The organism is Desulfovibrio gilichinskyi, from assembly GCF_900177375.1.
Lineage (GTDB): Bacteria > Desulfobacterota > Desulfovibrionia > Desulfovibrionales > Desulfovibrionaceae > Maridesulfovibrio > Maridesulfovibrio gilichinskyi.
Map to the genome: position 1 here is coordinate 451,259 of NZ_FWZU01000003.1, position 16,044 is coordinate 467,302.

At 42.4% G+C, this 16,044-nt stretch carries 15 protein-coding genes; 11 read left to right on the plus strand and 4 right to left on the minus strand.

Annotated elements, in window-relative coordinates; genetic code table 11:
* Nucleotides 1-15: 15 nt before the first annotated feature.
* Nucleotides 16-960, minus strand: a complete 945-nt coding sequence (locus tag B9N78_RS10485; protein WP_085101976.1) for a PilZ domain-containing protein — start codon at nucleotides 958-960, stop codon at nucleotides 16-18.
* A 191-nt stretch (nucleotides 961-1,151) separates the two neighbouring features.
* On the opposite strand from B9N78_RS10485, the gene B9N78_RS10490 reads away from it, so the two are divergent.
* The 11 genes from B9N78_RS10490 to B9N78_RS10540 all read left to right on the plus strand — a co-directional run bounded on the left by B9N78_RS10490 (nucleotide 1,152) and on the right by B9N78_RS10540 (nucleotide 13,899).
* On the plus strand, nucleotides 1,152-2,009 hold the full coding sequence (locus B9N78_RS10490) for a ribonuclease H-like domain-containing protein (protein WP_085101978.1): 858 nt from the start codon (nucleotides 1,152-1,154) through the stop codon (nucleotides 2,007-2,009).
* A 269-nt stretch (nucleotides 2,010-2,278) separates the two neighbouring features.
* Entirely contained in the window at nucleotides 2,279-3,268 is a 990-nt protein-coding gene (locus B9N78_RS10495) for a hypothetical protein (RefSeq protein ID WP_085101980.1), read from the plus strand.
* 241 nt (nucleotides 3,269-3,509) lie between these two features.
* A complete protein-coding gene (locus B9N78_RS10500; protein WP_085101982.1) occupies nucleotides 3,510-4,763 on the plus strand; it encodes a DEAD/DEAH box helicase in 1,254 nt (417 codons plus the stop codon).
* A 70-nt stretch (nucleotides 4,764-4,833) separates the two neighbouring features.
* Nucleotides 4,834-6,135, plus strand: coding sequence for a tRNA (N(6)-L-threonylcarbamoyladenosine(37)-C(2))-methylthiotransferase MtaB (gene mtaB / locus B9N78_RS10505; RefSeq protein ID WP_085101984.1), 1,302 nt, complete (start codon nucleotides 4,834-4,836; stop codon nucleotides 6,133-6,135).
* Between the two features lie 84 nt (nucleotides 6,136-6,219).
* Entirely contained in the window at nucleotides 6,220-7,101 is an 882-nt protein-coding gene (locus B9N78_RS10510; protein WP_085101986.1) for a YicC/YloC family endoribonuclease, read from the plus strand.
* A gap of 11 nt (nucleotides 7,102-7,112) precedes the next feature.
* Complete coding sequence (locus tag B9N78_RS10515; protein ID WP_085101988.1) at nucleotides 7,113-7,373, plus strand: DUF370 domain-containing protein; 261 nt, start codon at nucleotides 7,113-7,115, stop codon at nucleotides 7,371-7,373.
* Nucleotides 7,366-7,998, plus strand: coding sequence for a guanylate kinase (gene gmk, locus B9N78_RS10520; protein WP_085101990.1), 633 nt, complete (start codon nucleotides 7,366-7,368; stop codon nucleotides 7,996-7,998). The genes B9N78_RS10515 and gmk overlap by 8 nt, the downstream gene beginning before the upstream one ends.
* Nucleotide 7,999: 1 nt before the next feature.
* Nucleotides 8,000-8,692 (plus strand): orotidine-5'-phosphate decarboxylase, encoded by a 693-nt coding sequence (gene pyrF / locus B9N78_RS10525; RefSeq protein WP_085101992.1) that lies wholly within the window; start codon nucleotides 8,000-8,002, stop codon nucleotides 8,690-8,692.
* A 19-nt stretch (nucleotides 8,693-8,711) separates the two neighbouring features.
* Nucleotides 8,712-9,548, plus strand: a complete 837-nt coding sequence (locus B9N78_RS10530; RefSeq protein WP_085101994.1) for a tetratricopeptide repeat protein — start codon at nucleotides 8,712-8,714, stop codon at nucleotides 9,546-9,548.
* Nucleotides 9,549-9,605: 57 nt separating this feature from the next.
* A complete protein-coding gene (gene recJ, locus B9N78_RS10535) occupies nucleotides 9,606-11,339 on the plus strand; it encodes a single-stranded-DNA-specific exonuclease RecJ (protein WP_085101996.1) in 1,734 nt (577 codons plus the stop codon).
* A gap of 346 nt (nucleotides 11,340-11,685) precedes the next feature.
* On the plus strand, nucleotides 11,686-13,899 hold the full coding sequence (locus tag B9N78_RS10540) for a beta strand repeat-containing protein (RefSeq protein ID WP_085101998.1): 2,214 nt from the start codon (nucleotides 11,686-11,688) through the stop codon (nucleotides 13,897-13,899).
* A gap of 87 nt (nucleotides 13,900-13,986) precedes the next feature.
* Here the strand turns inward: B9N78_RS10540 and B9N78_RS10545 are convergent, their stop codons facing one another.
* From B9N78_RS10545 to lipB, 3 genes are all read right to left on the minus strand, one after another.
* Entirely contained in the window at nucleotides 13,987-14,259 is a 273-nt protein-coding gene (locus tag B9N78_RS10545) for a DUF4242 domain-containing protein (protein WP_085102000.1), read from the minus strand.
* A gap of 178 nt (nucleotides 14,260-14,437) precedes the next feature.
* The gene (lipA, locus tag B9N78_RS10550) at nucleotides 14,438-15,316 is read right to left on the minus strand and encodes a lipoyl synthase (RefSeq protein ID WP_085102002.1); all 879 of its coding nucleotides are present in this window, start codon (nucleotides 15,314-15,316) and stop codon (nucleotides 14,438-14,440) included.
* Nucleotides 15,264-15,902 (minus strand): lipoyl(octanoyl) transferase LipB, encoded by a 639-nt coding sequence (gene lipB, locus B9N78_RS10555; protein WP_085102004.1) that lies wholly within the window; start codon nucleotides 15,900-15,902, stop codon nucleotides 15,264-15,266. Before lipB ends, lipA begins: the two co-directional genes overlap by 53 nt.
* Between the last annotated feature and the right edge of the window lie 142 nt (nucleotides 15,903-16,044).

Below are 16,044 nucleotides of genomic sequence, written 5' to 3' on the forward strand. Positions count from 1 at the left end.
GTCTGGTGTAATGAATTAAATTTTAACCCAATCAATAAATTGTTCATTTTCATCCCGTATGGTTCCACTCATGGTGAAACCCACACCAAGTCTGCATGATGCTCTGTTGATATTTTCAACCGTGCGTATTTTACCTGCATACCAATAAGGTTTGAATATTTTTTGTCGAAAATTGAACATAAAAATATTGATAAGCACATCCGTATCCGTATCAAATTTATTTTCGCTTAAGATGAGAGGCGTGCTGATTGCTAGCCCACCGTTCGAAATATTAATAACTTCATTGTCTTCATGACCGCCGGATCTTGGGTCATACGAATTAACAGCCAGATCAGGAATGGAATCCGCAAACGAAGCATCATCTGTATCCGGCTTTCCTAGCCATATTTTAACCCGTATGAATTGTTGATCGATAACTTTTTTGCGCTTATGACGGCGGCGGATAACTGCTGAAAAAGCTTGTGGAAGAGTTGTGCTTAATCTGCTGCATCCTTCTTTTTTACATTGAAGAGTCGCTATTGTTACTTTGAAGCTGTTAACTGTTCCTGTTGCTGTTTTCTCCGGTGGGAACATCAGCAGTATCCGGCCGGATTCCTGTTGCTCCGACAGACCCATATCGTAAACTATTTCTAAGCTTAATCTGTCCTCTTTTATGTCCGTAATAACAGCTCTTGCCAGAACATTTTCATGCGCATCAGGAAGAGCAATGTCCAAGATTACGCCGTTATCTTTGAAACTTGATATCAACTTTTCTTTGCCGGAAGTTTCGCTGCTTTGTTTTTTTGAAGAAGGTCGGATTATGAGATAAGCAACAAGCGAAGCAAGTAAAGCTAAGGCTCCGGCAGCTGCAAGTATGATGGGTATAGACTCCGGAGGCATGGTCTTAAAAATTTTCATAACCGGGGCTACGATCACTGTATTTATTTTGTCTAACAAGAGCTGAAGGTTTAATTTATCCATTATTGATATCCTGTTGTGAATATATGAGTACGCTAAAATTTATACTTATTATGTATCTATGTAGTTGCCGGACCGTTAAATTGTCAATGTCGGTTTGCTCTGGACTATAATGGTCATTACGGCTATTCACCTCCAGAATAAATGGTTATTGTAACGTATGTGATAACATTGCTTAATAAAAGGTTTGTGAAATGCTCGAAAGGACTTTTTGTCATCTTAAAGGAATCGGAGCCGCGTCCGAAGCAAAAATTTGGGAATCCGGAGTAAGTCATTGGAAGGATATTCTTGCCGGAATTGAAATACCTTTTTCCTCTGCTAAGGTGAACGAGCTTGAGAAGGGGTGCAGTGAATCTCTGGACAGACTTGAAAAATGTGATCCCGTCTGGTTTGCGGAAAGGCTTCCTGCCTCGGATCAATGGCGTCTTTTTCCTCATTTTAGAAAGAACATTGCATATATAGATATAGAAACCACCGGAACAGATTCTCATAGCTGTGATATTACAACTATCGCGTTATGGAACGGGCATGACGTTAAAACTTACGTTCAAGGGCGCAATCTTTATGATTTTGAAGATGAGATTGCCAAGTATTCGATGATAGTAAGTTTTAATGGAAAATGTTTTGATGTCCCGTTTATTGAAAAGTACTTCGGTATAAAGGTTAAAGCAGCCCATATTGATTTGCGATTTGTCTTCCGGTCGCTAGGGATTACCGGTGGTCTTAAGGGGATTGAACATTATTTCGGTATGGATCGCGGAGATGCGGAAGGGCTCGATGGGTATTTTGCAGTTCTTTTATGGAATGAATATGAAATGTCCGGTAATGATAAAGCTCTCGAAACTTTGCTTGCGTACAATGTTCTGGACAGCGTCAACCTCGAAAATTTAATGATTCGCGGGTATAATCTGCATATTGAAAGATTTCCGCAGCATGATCTTAAGCCGCTTCCTGAAGTTTTGGAACCGCTGAATCCTTTCAAGGCACATCTTGATGTGGTGGATTCCATAAGACGCAGATATCCCTCAGGAGGGGCTTTCAGGAGTTTTTAAAAATAAGGCGAAATCTTTTCTCACAAGAAGAGCTGCTGTCAGGGTGAATTTATTTCCCATTAAGGTCGTTTTCAATTTTGAAGACGACCTTTTTTTATGAGAGTCTAAAATAAATTTAGACAAACAACATACCAAAATATAATGATAAATATATAAAATTTCGCTTTATGTAAATATCATAAAAGATTGGGTACGGTCTATGCAATGTGCGAAGAGGAAAGGCAAAGCCTGCCTGATTAACATATTGATGGTTGCAAGGGGAGATAGATATGCATGAACATATCGCCGCGGAAGTAGAGAAGGCTGGTCATCAGAATAAATTTATTCAGGATATGGTCATCGATCCGTCATTTTATGCTGAAAGATCATTGCTGAAAGATGTAAGCATGATGAGTGATCCTTCTGTTGTTGTAACCGATCCCATGGTTATGGGAATGGTTCTCAAATTTTTTTATTGTTATGTTCATAAGGGCAGTTTTGATGAAGTTGTTCCGCTGGAAGAAGTAAGCTCTCTTTGCGAGATGTTCAGCCGGCATCGCAGTCTTAACGAACCTGATGATGACATTGAACTTATGAATTATCTGCGTCAGTGGTCATTTTCTCTCCGAATGCTCGCTGATATTCCAAAAACAAGTCATATTATACGTTCTATTATCACCCATAAAATTTCTCCGAATTTAATTGATTCAAATGAATATGTCGGGCTTGATATCGGGACCGGAACAGGAATTTTACTCCTTGCACAGCATATCCATGCCCGCAGACTGGGGTTTGAAAATATTAATCTTTTCGGGATAGAATATGATAAAATGGTCGGATTGCAGAGTTATAAAATTTTTAAAGAGCTGGGTATTGCCGAGATTATTCTTGCTGATGCCCGGGACAGTCGAAATTATGAATTTTTGAAGGACAAACAGATTACATTTGTCTCAAATGAAAACGTTGCCGCAATGCATCAACCCTTGCGTCGTGAACATTTAGTAGCAATTTGCAGCACTCTCTTTAGAACTGTAGGTGAAAATATCAAAGATGCCGGATTTTTTCCGGAAGGATTGATAGCCTTTTGTTCTGAAATGAATGTTTCTGTGCTGCTTGCAAAAAACACGGCTTTTCTGGGGCCTAAAGAATACCATGATATGCAGCTTCTGCCGCAGGGTATTATAATAGAAGGAAGTATTGTTCCTCTTCATCAGCTTGGCGAGGAACTGCTGCCGTATATGGCGGAATGGGCACGCGAACGTCTGTCACGCAGGTGGTAAAAAATATCTGTTTCAGTTGTCAAAGTAACTTGCCTTAAATATTAATATTTACAAATTTTTGAATCTCCTCCTGCATATTTTATGGTATGTCGGAGGAGATTCTTTATATTTATAGCACTCCCATTTAGCTTTACAGTGTGCAATAAATATATGATAGTCCGCGCGCTCGCGTGACTGAGCGTATAGCTGTTTGACACCGTGAAGGGCGCGCTGTAACTTTAATAAGATAACGGAGAAATACTTGAATTTTGAATCGTTTTGCTTTGACTCCCGCATAGCTTCAGGCATTCGTGCGACCGGTTACAGCTCTCCGACCTCTGTTCAGGTAAAAGCTATTCCCGCAATTTTGGAAGGCTATGATGTACTCGGGTTAACTCAGTCCGGAACCGGAAAAACCTCTGCTTTTGTGCTGCCTGTTCTCCAGCGTTTAATCAATTCCGAAGCCCATACACGCGGTCCTGTGCGTGTTTTGGTGCTTGCTCCAGGCTCTGCACAGGTTATAAAAATTCATGAAAAGTTTATTTCACTCGGCAAGCAGACCGGAATACGCTGCGGCGCAGTTTTCAGCGCCGATGATTCTGAATTAGTAAAGCAGACCAAACTGAAAGATCTTTTCCATGTGACCGTGCTTGTAGCCGGTCCTGACAGACTCATGGAACTGATTAACCGGGCCGAAGTTGATTTGTCGCAGGTTGATACCATTGTTCTTGACGATGTTGACTGCCTGCTTGAGCAGGGTTTTTCTTTCGAGATCAAGTCTATTCTCACTAAGCTTTCAAAGAATCGTCAGAATTTAATGTTTTCCGCAACACTGCCTTCAGGCGTGAGCAGCCTTTCTGCAGCGGTCCTAAAAGATCCGAAAATATTTCAAATAGCCAACACTGCGCCTGTTGAAACTGTAAAGCATATCTGCTGTCCTGTTCCCGTGCATCTTAAGCAGGAATTTTTAAAAGCCTTACTTGAAGATATTGAATTTGAAAGTGTTCTTGTTTTCGTCAGAACAAGACGCTGGGCTGACCGGCTTGGAGCAAGGCTTATAAAAGCAGGGTTGAATGCGGTCTCGCTTCACGGTGATTTGTCTCAAAGTAAGCGGAAGATTGTTTTAGACGGATTTAAATCCGGAGAATTTAAAATTATGGTCGCAACCGATCTCGCTGCCTGCAGTATCGAATGCTCATCCATTACGCATGTCATTAATTATGATATGCCGGATACTACTGAAATATATGAACATCGTATAGAAAAGGCTGATATTGACGGCAAAAAAGGTGTGATCTTTCTTTTCGCGGCAGATGAAGACATTAAGCAGGTTGAAGAGATCGATAAATTAATCGGCGGGCATCTTTCCTTACATCATCTTGAAAATTTTGATTATAAAATGGCTAAGCCTGAGCCTGTTCTACCTGAACCTGTTTTGAAGAAAGATCACGGCAAATCCTATCGCTTTAAGAAAGGCGTTAAAATCCAGAGTCACGGTGCTAAGGGGCGGGTTTAACACTAAAAAGTAAACTTGTTTAATATCTTGGGCCTCCATGATATATGATTGAAATGGATCGGATATAAATATGAAAAAATTTTGGATTACCACCCTTGGTTGCAAGATCAACCAATATGAAAGCGAATCAATTCGTCAGCGTTGGGAACAGATGGGTTTTGAGCTGGCTTTAAACGATGCGCAGGCTCACGAGGTCGTGATTAATTCGTGCGCTGTAACTGCTTCGGCCTTGAGTGATTTGCGACAGTTGGTTCGTAGAATAAATCGCCGTAATCCTGAAGCTGATATTATAATTACAGGATGCGCCGCGCAGGTTTTTGCCGAAGATTTAAAAAAACTTCCCGGTGTAAGTGAAGTTATTCCCCAAGATCGTAAAGCGGATATTTTAAGGCTCGGCGATAGGGATAAAGCTGAGATTAACGGCGAAGTTTCAGGCAGTACAACAATTTTTCAGCCGTTTGAGATTAAAGATTACCAACGGGCAAGAGCTGTTGTTAAAGTTCAGGACGGCTGTTCGCACCGCTGTACCTATTGCATAGTTCCAATTACCCGCGGCCCCAGCGTCAGCAGGAAAATGGAAGATATCATAAGTGAGATTCAAAGACTTCTGGATGCCGGATTCAGAGAAATGGTGATCAGCGGTATCAACCTCAGTCATTATGGACGGGAATTCAAGGATCACCTTGATTTCTGGGATCTCATGGAAAGGATTGAAAAAGAGTTCGGCGCAGAGTGGGGCACAAAAGCCAGACTGCGAATCAGCTCACTGGAACCGGGACAGCTTAAAGATCGTGCCCTTGAAATTTTTTCCTCTTCTAAATTGATATGCCCGCAGCTGCATTTGTCTTTGCAGAGCGGAGATGATTCTGTTTTAAAAAGGATGGGAAGAGGACATTACAAAGCTGAAGATGCGCTTCTCTTTACCGAAGAACTTAGCAAAATATGGCCTGTTTTCGGTCTTGGAGCTGATATTTTAACTTGTTTCCCGGGGGAAACTGAGGATGAGTTCAATAATACTCTTGAATTCTGCCGAAAGCTTCCTTTAACGTACGCGCATGTTTTTCCGTATTCAATCAGACCGGGAACAGCTGCGGCAAAGATGAAAGGGCAGCTTTCAAGCTCTGTTAAAAAAGAACGCGGGGCAAAACTTCGCGCACTTGTCGAAGAGAAAAAAAGTAAATTTTTACACAAAATTTCCAAGTTTGATTCATTGAATGTTCTTTTTCAGGATAAGGATAAAGGAATTTGTGAGTTTTATTCTACATGCGAATTGGAAAATAGTTTTGAAGGAATAGTTCCGCGTGAACTAGTGAAAGTGGTTCCTGTAAAAGTTTTGGAAGATAAGTTGCTGGTTCGGCTTTTAGAACCTTAATGTTATAGTGAATTTGTTCTTATAAAATTGATGCGCAGCCCGTACGTATACTGCTTGAATGATATTTAAACGAAGGAGGCACAAATGCCTGTTAGCATGACTGGATTCGGACGTTTTGAGACTACTGAAGATAAATGGAGCCATTGCTGGGAAATACGCAGTGTAAATTCACGTTACCTTGATCTGAAATGGAGACTTCCCGGTTTTCTGCGCGGCTATGAAGCCCGCTGGGAAAAACTTGTCAGAAAATACGGTTCCCGCGGTAGAGTTGATATTTCTTTAAACCTTGAAGTTTTCAGCGCAGAACTTATGGGAATAGGTTTGAATAAACTTCAGGCTGAAGCTATGATCAATCAGGTTCGTGAAATGGCCGAAGCTGACGGAGTTGCTTTCACTCCTGATTATAATAAACTTTTCGGACTTTCTTCTTTGTGGAGAGATGCTTTGAGTGAGCCTGATCCAAAGCTTGCAGCAAGCATTACTGCCGGACTTGAAGGCGCCCTTGCCAACTGGCGGGAATCAAGAGAAGCTGAGGGAGCGGATCTTGTTAAAGATCTTGAAGAACGTTTTACTCTGCTCAAAGAATACGGTGAAAGCGTAAAAATTAAAGTTCCTGAAATACTTGAAGCAAGACGTGCCGCTCTTATTGAAAGAGTGGCCAGCATGATGGAAACTTTAGGAGCTGAATATTCAGAAGACAGAATGATTCAGGAAGTTGCTATTCTTACTGATAAGCTTGATGTATCAGAAGAAGCAACCCGTCTCGATGCTCATCTTGACCGCATCTTTGAAGTCTTACGCAGTGACAATGATGCGGGTAAGAGGCTTGATTTTCTGCTACAGGAAACATTCAGAGAAATTAACACCTGCGGTAACAAGTGTCAGGATGCAGAAGTCAGCCGTGTTGTTGTTGAATTTAAGGCTGAGCTTGAAAAATGCCGTGAGCAGGTTCAAAACATCGAATAATTATATCTGAAATGCAAAAGCAGACATTACTCAATATTGGTTTTGGTAATTACGTGGTTTCCAGCCGCGTAATTACCATTGTTAATCCTTCATCTTCTCCGATGCGTAGGCTTCGTGAAGATGCAAGGCAGGAAGGCCGTCTTGTCGATGCAACGCAGGGACGTAAAACTAGATCTATTATAGTTATGGATTCCAACCATGTAATCCTTTCAGCTATACAGGCGGAAACCATCGGACATCGTTATACATCTGGAGAAGCTGATAGTGAGTGATAATCCTTTCCCCCCACGAAAAGGACAGGTTCTGGTGCTTTGCGCGCCATCAGGCACTGGTAAAAGCACGCTTGTGAAGAGTCTTCGCAGTGATTTTCAGGAAGTCGGATTTTCTATCTCCTGCACCACGCGTGAACCCAGACCGGGCGAGGCGCATGGTAGAGAATATTATTTTTTATCTGTTGAAGAATTTATGGCAAAACGCGATGGCGGAGAATTTGCTGAATGGGCCGAAGTTCATGGTAATTTCTATGGAACTCCGAAAAGACCTGTTGAGAAAATGTTGTTTAAAGGAATGGATATTCTTTTTGACATTGATTTTCAGGGAGCCATGCAGCTCATGGAAACAATGCCGGATGCGATATTTGTCTTTTTGATGCCTCCGTCTTATGCTGAACTTAAAGCTCGTCTTGAAGGTCGGAATACCGATTCTGCAGAGGTTATCGGGCGCAGACTCAGAAATGCCATGAGTGAAATGGCCTCAGCTCCTCAATTTCAGTTCTGGATCGTCAATGATGATCTTGAAAAGGCTTATTTTGAGTTGAGATCAATTTATCTTGCCGGAAAAAACCGTCCCTGTACAAATCCGGGACTTCTAGAAAGTATATTAAGCACCTGGGAGTAGTATGTCTGAATTGGTAGTCGCCTTAGATTTTAAAGATGCAAAATCTGCCATAGCCATGGCCGAAAAAGTCCGCGGAGTTGCTCCATGGGTAAAAGTAGGTCTTGAACTTTTTTGTGCAGAAGGGCCTCATATCGTGACCACGTTTAAGGAAATGGGGTTTAAAGTTTTTATCGATCTTAAATTTTTTGATATCCCCAATACCGTAAAAGGTGCTGTTCGTTCAGCGACTCTTGCCGGAGCCGACATGCTCAGTCTGCATGCTATGGGCGGAGAGCGCATGGCCATTGCCGCACGTGAAGGCAGGGCTGAAGCTGCTGTCGGCGGCGAAGGGCCATTGCTTATGGCCATTACAGTGCTTACAAGTATGAGTGAAGAAGATCTGCCTTTTGCCGTTCCTAACGGAATCGGCGAAGTTGTGCTTGATTTAGCACTTGCTTCTTCGCAGGCTGGTCTTGACGGAGTTGTCTGTTCCGGACTTGAAGTTGAGTCTGTCAAAGAGAAGTGCGGAAGCGATTTCTTATGCTTGACCCCGGGAATCAGACCTGCGTCCGTCTCAGATGACCAGCGCAGAGTTGTTACCCCGGCTCAAGCAGTAAGTAGAGGGTCAAACTTTTTAGTTGTGGGCAGACCTATTACCGGCGCAGATAATCCGGCCGAAGCTGCTCGCAGAATTGTTGCTGAAATGAACTCTTAGTTGGAGGTTGGACGGTAAAATGTCTACCGGACATAAAAATGAAATTACTGGTGTTTTTTCTACTATGACTAGATCAAAAGTCGGAATAGGGACTACGACCAAAAAAATCATGCAAAAGACCTACTTGTTTGTAAAGGAACTTGCAGGGGATGTCTTTGAGGTTCAGCCTTTAAACAGTAATGATGTTCCTTCGGGGATTAAACATACTGTGAGTAAAGCTGAATTTTGGGATAATTTTGAACCTGAGCCTGAATATTACGCTGATGTTGTTCTGCCTAAAATTATGGAACTTGAAGCCACAATCAAGCGTGGTGAGCACCACCGTGACCTTTCTGAAAATTACAGCGCGGAGTATGAATTCAATTCTGCTGTAAAAATTGATAAGTATAATATCAGGGCAAATTTTGGTTTGGGACTGACATATCTTGACCGCGGTGAAACTGAAAGAGCTGGAGCTCTTTTTAATCGTCTGATTAATCTTGAGGCGATATATGAACCGGAGCATAAACATTTATTCAATGAATTCGGGATGGGCCTTCGCAAAAACGGCATGCTTGACCAGGCTTTGAAGTATTATCGCAAAGCTGAAAGTCTCTGCAAAAAAGATGATAATTTATGCCTCAATATTGCTCGTGCCTATTTTGAAAAATCAGATATTGACGGCTGCCTGAAATACCTTAACAAAAGTCTTAAGATTAATCCTAACCATGAAGAAGCCGGTCTTTTTTTAAAGTATATGCAGGATATCGTCTACGGAAAGGACAAAGTCGTTCAATCTGAAAACGTTGTTAATCCTATTACAAAAAAGAAAAAAAGCATAAAAGGTCCAATCCCAGATTTGACGATTAGTTTTTAACCGCAATAAACAGCCGCACCTTAAAGACTTACCTCACAAAGAATAACGGAGTTTGATTTGCCATCCATCTGGAAGCTGAGAAGTGAAGAGGAATTGCCTTCGTCATTAACATCATTGGCGGCGGAGTTAGGTATTACTGAACTTTTAGCTGAAATATTATGGAACAGAGGCTTTCATACTCGCAGCGAGATGGATTTTTTTCTGTCTCCGGGGCTTAGAAACTTATGTAAACCTACAGAAGTACCCGGTATTGAAGAAGCCGCGAATGTACTGGTCAAGGGGCTTACTGATGGTAAAAAGTTTGCGGTGTGGGGCGACTATGATGTTGACGGCATAACCTCCACAGCTCTCGTAATATCTTTTCTTGAATCTCGCGGTTTTGAATGTGCTTATCATCTACCGAATCGAATTGAAGAAGGATACGGGCTTAATATTCCTCAGCTTAAAAAGCTTAGTGATGAAGGGGTCGAGCTTCTGCTTACTGTCGACTGCGGCATAAGTAATAATGTGGAAATAGCTGCTGCAAATGAAATGGGAATGACTGTTGTTGTTTCTGATCATCATTTGCCGAGTGAAGTGTTACCTCCGGCTGCCGCTGTCTGCAATCCGCGTATCACTTCTATGAACGGTAAATCCTATGACTGTTCTTGTGCCACTTTGGCAGGGGTCGGCGTGGCCTTTATGCTTATGGCGCAGATGAACAGACTTCTTCCGGGTGAACCTGCCGATCTCAGGGAGTATCTTGATTTTGTAGCCCTTGGAACCATTGCCGATGTCGTGGAACTGCAAGGGCACAACCGTATTTTGGTTAAAAACGGATTACTTCTTTTGAAAGAGGCAAAACGGCCCGGACTGGCAGCTCTCAAAGTTGTCAGCGGGTATGATATGTTTGCCGCAATCGGAGCCGGACAAGTCGGTTTCGGACTTGCTCCGCGCATAAATGCATCCGGCAGGATGGGTGACCCCGGTAAGGCTCTTAAGCTTTTGCTTGCAGTTGATATGGAAACAGCCCGTCCTATTGCAAAAGAACTTGATGCGTTAAATTCTGAGCGTCGTGCAGAAGAAGACAAGATCCTTAAAGAAGCTCTGGCTCAGGCTGAGACTCAATCAAAGCCGCCGCATAATCGCGCCGGTCTGGTATTATTTTCAAAGGATTGGCATCCGGGAATTATCGGAATTGTAGCATCGCGAGTTGTGGAGAAGTATTACCGCCCGACTGTAATGCTGTGTGAGGATGATGGAGTTATCAAAGGTTCCGCCCGTTCTATCCGTGAATTTCATATGCACGAAGCTCTGACCGGGATGTCTGAATTATTTACTAATTTCGGTGGGCATAAGCTTGCGGCAGGCATGTCTTTTCCGGCAGCAAATTTTAAATCATTTAATGAAAAATTTGATAAAGCGGTTGTAGATGTTGTCGGGACTGAGCCGCTTAAGCCTACGCTGAAAGTAGATAAGGAATTACCTCTGGAAAATATAGATTATGTTCTGCTCAAAGAGCTTGAACTTATGCAACCTTTCGGTATGGGAAATCCCGAGCCTGTTTTTACAACTCCCCCGGTAGAAGTTTTAGAACGCAGGCCAATGGGTAAAGAACACGTAAAACTTACCATAGCTGATTTAGACAGAACCCGCAGAATGCCTGCGAAAGCATGGCGTTTGGCTGAAAAGCTGGGGTCTGAGTTAATCGGCAAGAAAATGCGCTTCGCATTCTCTCCTAAAATAGACAAATTTAACGGTATCCCAACTATTGAACTTACTATTCGTGATTTTACGAGGAAGCTTAAATAGGTTTCACTCACTTAATATTTCTCAAGCTAACAAAAGAACCCCGCTCGGCATTAAGCTATAGCGGGGTTCTTTTTGTTTAATACATCGTGCTATTTTCCTATTTTCTAATTCTATGGAAAATCTTGTTTGCTATCCGCTTATATAATATCCAAAAATATTAGGAAATTAAGCTAATTTAATCTTAAGAAATATTAAGTATTGTCGATATAATAACTGTGAGTTTAGTGAAAGTATCATTTTAAACGGTTAGAATTTTATAACTCATTCGCTTTAAGAGCTTTATTTACCCCGTTCGGAGGATTCTCTCTTTTTCTACCACAAGTCAGTATGGTTTAGGAGATCTGACATGACTAATGCAATTGGCGTAGATGGACAGGCTGTTACAGAGCAAATGGGAGTTGATCAGTCTTTGACTGCAAAGCAGTTAGCTGCAGAGCAGGCACAAAAATCAAAGAATATAGAGCCCGTAGAAAATGAAGCTTCCGGTGATTCCTCAAATGGAATTAATCTTAATTTTTCTGAAGAGGCTCGGTCATTGGCTAATACGCAGTCTGCTATGAGTGAAGCAGCAAAGGATACCGAAGGGGTTGTCGCTGTTGAGCCGGTGCGTGTCGCTATTCCCAAAAACGCTACTTACGAAGTGCTCGGCACTGCTACCACTAAAATGGGTAGAACAGTTAGCTTTGAGCGGGTAAGTCAGACAATTGAGCCTAAGCTTGAAGGTCAAAAAGCATATACTAAAGAGTTGGGCTACATGGCTCGTGTTACCGGGATGGAAGGTGAAGAAGAGCAGCGGTATTTTGTCAGTAGCAGCATGTTTTTCTCTGAAGGAGCTGACGGAAAATTAAATGTCGCTAAGTATGCCAAGGGTATGGAAACAGATGGCGACGATATCATTATTGCAGGAGCCGAGGCTACCGAGATAAACGGCGGAGCCGGTAATGATACTATTTTTGATGCCGGAAGCAGTGCCGTTATAGATTCTGGAGATGGGGATGACACGGTTGTTTTAGGCAAAGATACGGATGTAACAGTTCGTACCGGCGCAGGGAATGATATTGTTCAGACTGATGGAACATTGCGTGGCACCATTGATACAGGTGACGGCGATGATACTGTTAGTGCAAAAGATATTCGCGCCAATGTTAATACCGGCGATGGCAATGACTCTATCAATGCAGATCGTATTGATTATCGTAAAGGGGCCTACATCCTCGATACAGGAGCTGGCGACGATACGATTATCGCCAAGGATATTCGTGTTATGGATGGCAGTTCTATAAAGACTGGAAGTGGAAATGATAAGATTAGCGCATCGCATAATATATATTTGAATAATGGGACTCTAAGTACAGGTGCAGGTGATGATGTTATAAACGGAGAAAACGGAGTTTATGCAACGAATGGTAGTAAAATTACAACAGGTGCTGGAGATGACATAATTTACTCAGGAGTAACTGTTACTGCTTCAAATAAAAGTAGTATCAATACTGGAGATGGAAATGATGTGATTAAGTCCGCAATGACTGTAGTAGCACATGATGGTGATATTATTACTGGTGCAGGAGATGATAGTATAGAAGCTGGAAAAGTGATTAGTGCAAATACGGGGGGATCAATTGTTACTGGGTCAGGTGATGATGTTTTAATCTCCGGTCAACATATTGGATCCTCTAGCCGTGGTACAATCTCTACAGGAAGCGGTGATGATAGTTTAAAATCCGGTCATTCTGTTGGCGTCCGCAACGGAACACTTTCCACTGGAAGCGGTGATGATAGTATAGATGCTGGTTTCTCTATTGGAGTGAGTGAAGTCGGTTCAATCTCTACAGGTGCAGGTGATGATAGTTTAAAATCCGGTCATTCTGTTGGCGTCCGCAACGGAACACTTTCCACAGGAAGCGGTGATGATAGTATAGATGCTGGTTTCTCTATTGGAGTGAGGGAAGGAGGTTCAATTTCCACTGGGGCAGATCATGATAGTATAAATGCTGGTTTCTCCATCAATTTGTCTAATAACGGCACAATAGACACAGGTGCTGGTGATGATGAGATTCATTCAGGTGACAACATCTTTATGTATAACAATAGCTCCATCCGAACCGGATCTGGTAATGATAGGGTGAGTGCCGAATTTGGAATACTCAGTTTTTCATCGGATAAATCCGCAATGTACCTTGGGTCCGGAGACGATAGTGTGAAGACCGGATGGCTTTGGGGGGTGCGGGTTTATGCCGGAGACGGTAACGACAGGGTTGTTGCCAGTGATACCCGCACAACTTTGTACATGGGGAAAGGCGATGATTATGTGTATTCTGATCGCTTTGTGGACAGTTTTGTGAATATGGGGGCTGGCAATGATACTGTTTCCGGTCTTTATGCATCTGATTCTGTTTTCAACCTAGGCGAAGGTAATGATAAAATTTCTTTAAAAGAGTTTATAAAGAGCACTCTCCTTACCGGAGCAGGTAAGGACAGTAATAAAATTGAAAAGGTCCTTTCAAGCTGTATTGACGGTGAATTTATTAAAAGTCAGGATGGCTACAGTTTGGATGAATGAGACTGTGTGATATTTTGCAAATAGAATAATTTTTTGATTTTCATAAAAAAGGTTAGCTAAAATTTTAGCTAACCTTTTTTATTCAATTTATTCAGCGGTAGTCGGGTCTATAATAGATTTTACTTCAGATACTTTATTCGCAGGGAATCCGCCCATTTCGGCGTGTTTGCGAACAGAAGCTTCATCCGGTGCAATGTATACACAATAGATTTTATCATCTGTTACGTAGCTTTGAACCCATTGAACTTGCGGTCCAAGTTCTTTCAAAACTCCGCATGATGTTTGTGAAATTCCTTTCAACTCTTCGGGTTTAAGGGCTCCGGCGTTGGGGATTTCACGTTCAATAACAAACTTTGGCACTTCCTTCTCCTTTTTTTTGAGGTGATTTTTGAGGGCATGCGGCAAGTCGTATATTCATGGTGTATTCAAACGATTAATAAGCTGTTGAATACTTCAACCTTCTATTGTTGCGTATGTCTTTGTATCTTCTTTTGTCAATATTAATTGATAAAGTAGAGACGTATTGTAAATTCATCGTTTACAACTTATCAAAGGATTCCGCAGCGTTGTAGCTGCTACGAACCAATGGTGCACAGAACATATGTTTTATGCCCCGCGATTTTCCGTACTTGGCGTATTCATCGAAAACGTGTGGCTCAACGTATCTCTTTACGGCCGGATGTTCTGTTGAGGGACGCATGTATTGCCCGATAGTTACGATGTCGCAGTCGATTTCTGCCAGATCATCAATGACCTTGTAGACTTGCTCATCAGTTTCACCAAGTCCCACCATCAATCCGGATTTGGCAGGGATGCCACCGCTTAAATCTTTTACTCTGCGTAGTAATTCCAAGCTTTGCTTATAATCAGCTTGCGGTCTGATTTCTGAGTAAAGATCCGGTGAAGTCTCAACGTTGTGATTAATAACGTTCGGTTTTGCTGCAATCACGGTTTTGAGTGCTTCTAAATTACCTTGAAAATCAGGAATGAGCACTTCGACAGCGCAGTCCGGGTGATCTGTGCGGATGCGGGTGATGGTTTCCGCGTAATGTGCGGCTCCGCCGTCCGGCAGATCGTCTCTGGTGACAGAGGTTATGACCGTATATTTGAGCTTCAGACGCGAGACCGCTTCGGATACGCGGCGCGGTTCGTCTATATCGAGCGGATCTATATCACCGGAGGTGATGTTGCAGAATGCACAGTTGCGGGTGCAGACGAATCCCATAATAAGAAAAGTGGCGACTTTGCGCGAAAAGCAGTCCCATGTGTTGGGGCATTTTGCGTTCTGGCAGACTGTGTTCAGATTTAAGTCCGCAAGTAAGCTTGCTGTATCATTGAAAGTTCTTCCGGATGGAAGCTTAACTCTAAGCCACGGTGGAATCCGTAAATATTCTTCTGAACTCTTCTTTGAAGACATTTTTAACATCCTTGATGTCAATATCCCTGCCAGCTTCGACTGAAAGAGATGTAGGGTGCGCGCCATGTAATCCGCAAAGGGTGATGGCGTTGAAAAGTGTCATATCACGCGAAATATTAAATGAAAGTCCGTGGTAGGTTATCCATTTTTTTACGCCGATGCCGATTGAGCAGAGTTTGCCTTCTCCGACCCATACACCGGGTTTGCCTTCACTTCGTGCAGCTATTACATTAAAACGGGCCGCTGTACGGATAGCAGTTTCTTCCATGTCATGAAAGAACTTCTTAATGCCTCCGGTCCGTTTTTCAATGCGCATAACGGGGTAGACAACAAGCTGCCCGGGGTAGTGGCAGGTTATATTCCCGCCTCGCGCGGTGCGCACTATCTGTGCACCCATTTTACGTAAGGCTTCTTCACTTATAAGCAGATTATCCAGTCCGCCCTGTCTGCCGAGAGTTACTACGGGAGGATGCTCCAACAGATATAAAGTGTCAGGCGCAGCATATTGCATAACCAGATTTAATCTTTCAAGTTGAACCTTTTCAGCCTCGGCATGCGGAATAATTCCAAGATCAATAAAATCCATCAAAATTATCCTTAAATATAAGGGGAGAAAATCTTATAAAATTACCGAATTAATAATCTTCTCCGACTTTTCCAAAATTCTGTCGGTTTATAATAATAACCCATTAAAAAGTTTTGGGATTCTTAAACCCTTTTTCAAAAGG

Excerpts from the sequence above, each read along its gene's own strand:
- B9N78_RS10485 (WP_085101976.1), bottom strand. The coding sequence starts at position 960 with ATGGATAAATTAAACCTTCAGCTCTTGTTAGACAAAATAAATACAGTG.
- B9N78_RS10490 (WP_085101978.1), top strand. The coding sequence starts at position 1,152 with ATGCTCGAAAGGACTTTTTGTCATCTTAAAGGAATCGGAGCCGCGTCC.
- B9N78_RS10495 (WP_085101980.1), top strand. The coding sequence starts at position 2,279 with ATGCATGAACATATCGCCGCGGAAGTAGAGAAGGCTGGTCATCAGAAT.
- mtaB (WP_085101984.1), top strand. The coding sequence starts at position 4,834 with ATGAAAAAATTTTGGATTACCACCCTTGGTTGCAAGATCAACCAATAT.
- B9N78_RS10510 (WP_085101986.1), top strand. The coding sequence starts at position 6,220 with ATGCCTGTTAGCATGACTGGATTCGGACGTTTTGAGACTACTGAAGAT.
- B9N78_RS10515 (WP_085101988.1), top strand. The coding sequence starts at position 7,113 with ATGCAAAAGCAGACATTACTCAATATTGGTTTTGGTAATTACGTGGTT.
- pyrF (WP_085101992.1), top strand. The coding sequence starts at position 8,000 with ATGTCTGAATTGGTAGTCGCCTTAGATTTTAAAGATGCAAAATCTGCC.
- B9N78_RS10530 (WP_085101994.1), top strand. The coding sequence starts at position 8,712 with ATGTCTACCGGACATAAAAATGAAATTACTGGTGTTTTTTCTACTATG.
- B9N78_RS10540 (WP_085101998.1), top strand. The coding sequence starts at position 11,686 with ATGACTAATGCAATTGGCGTAGATGGACAGGCTGTTACAGAGCAAATG.
- lipA (WP_085102002.1), bottom strand. The coding sequence starts at position 15,316 with ATGTCTTCAAAGAAGAGTTCAGAAGAATATTTACGGATTCCACCGTGG.
- lipB (WP_085102004.1), bottom strand. The coding sequence starts at position 15,902 with ATGGATTTTATTGATCTTGGAATTATTCCGCATGCCGAGGCTGAAAAG.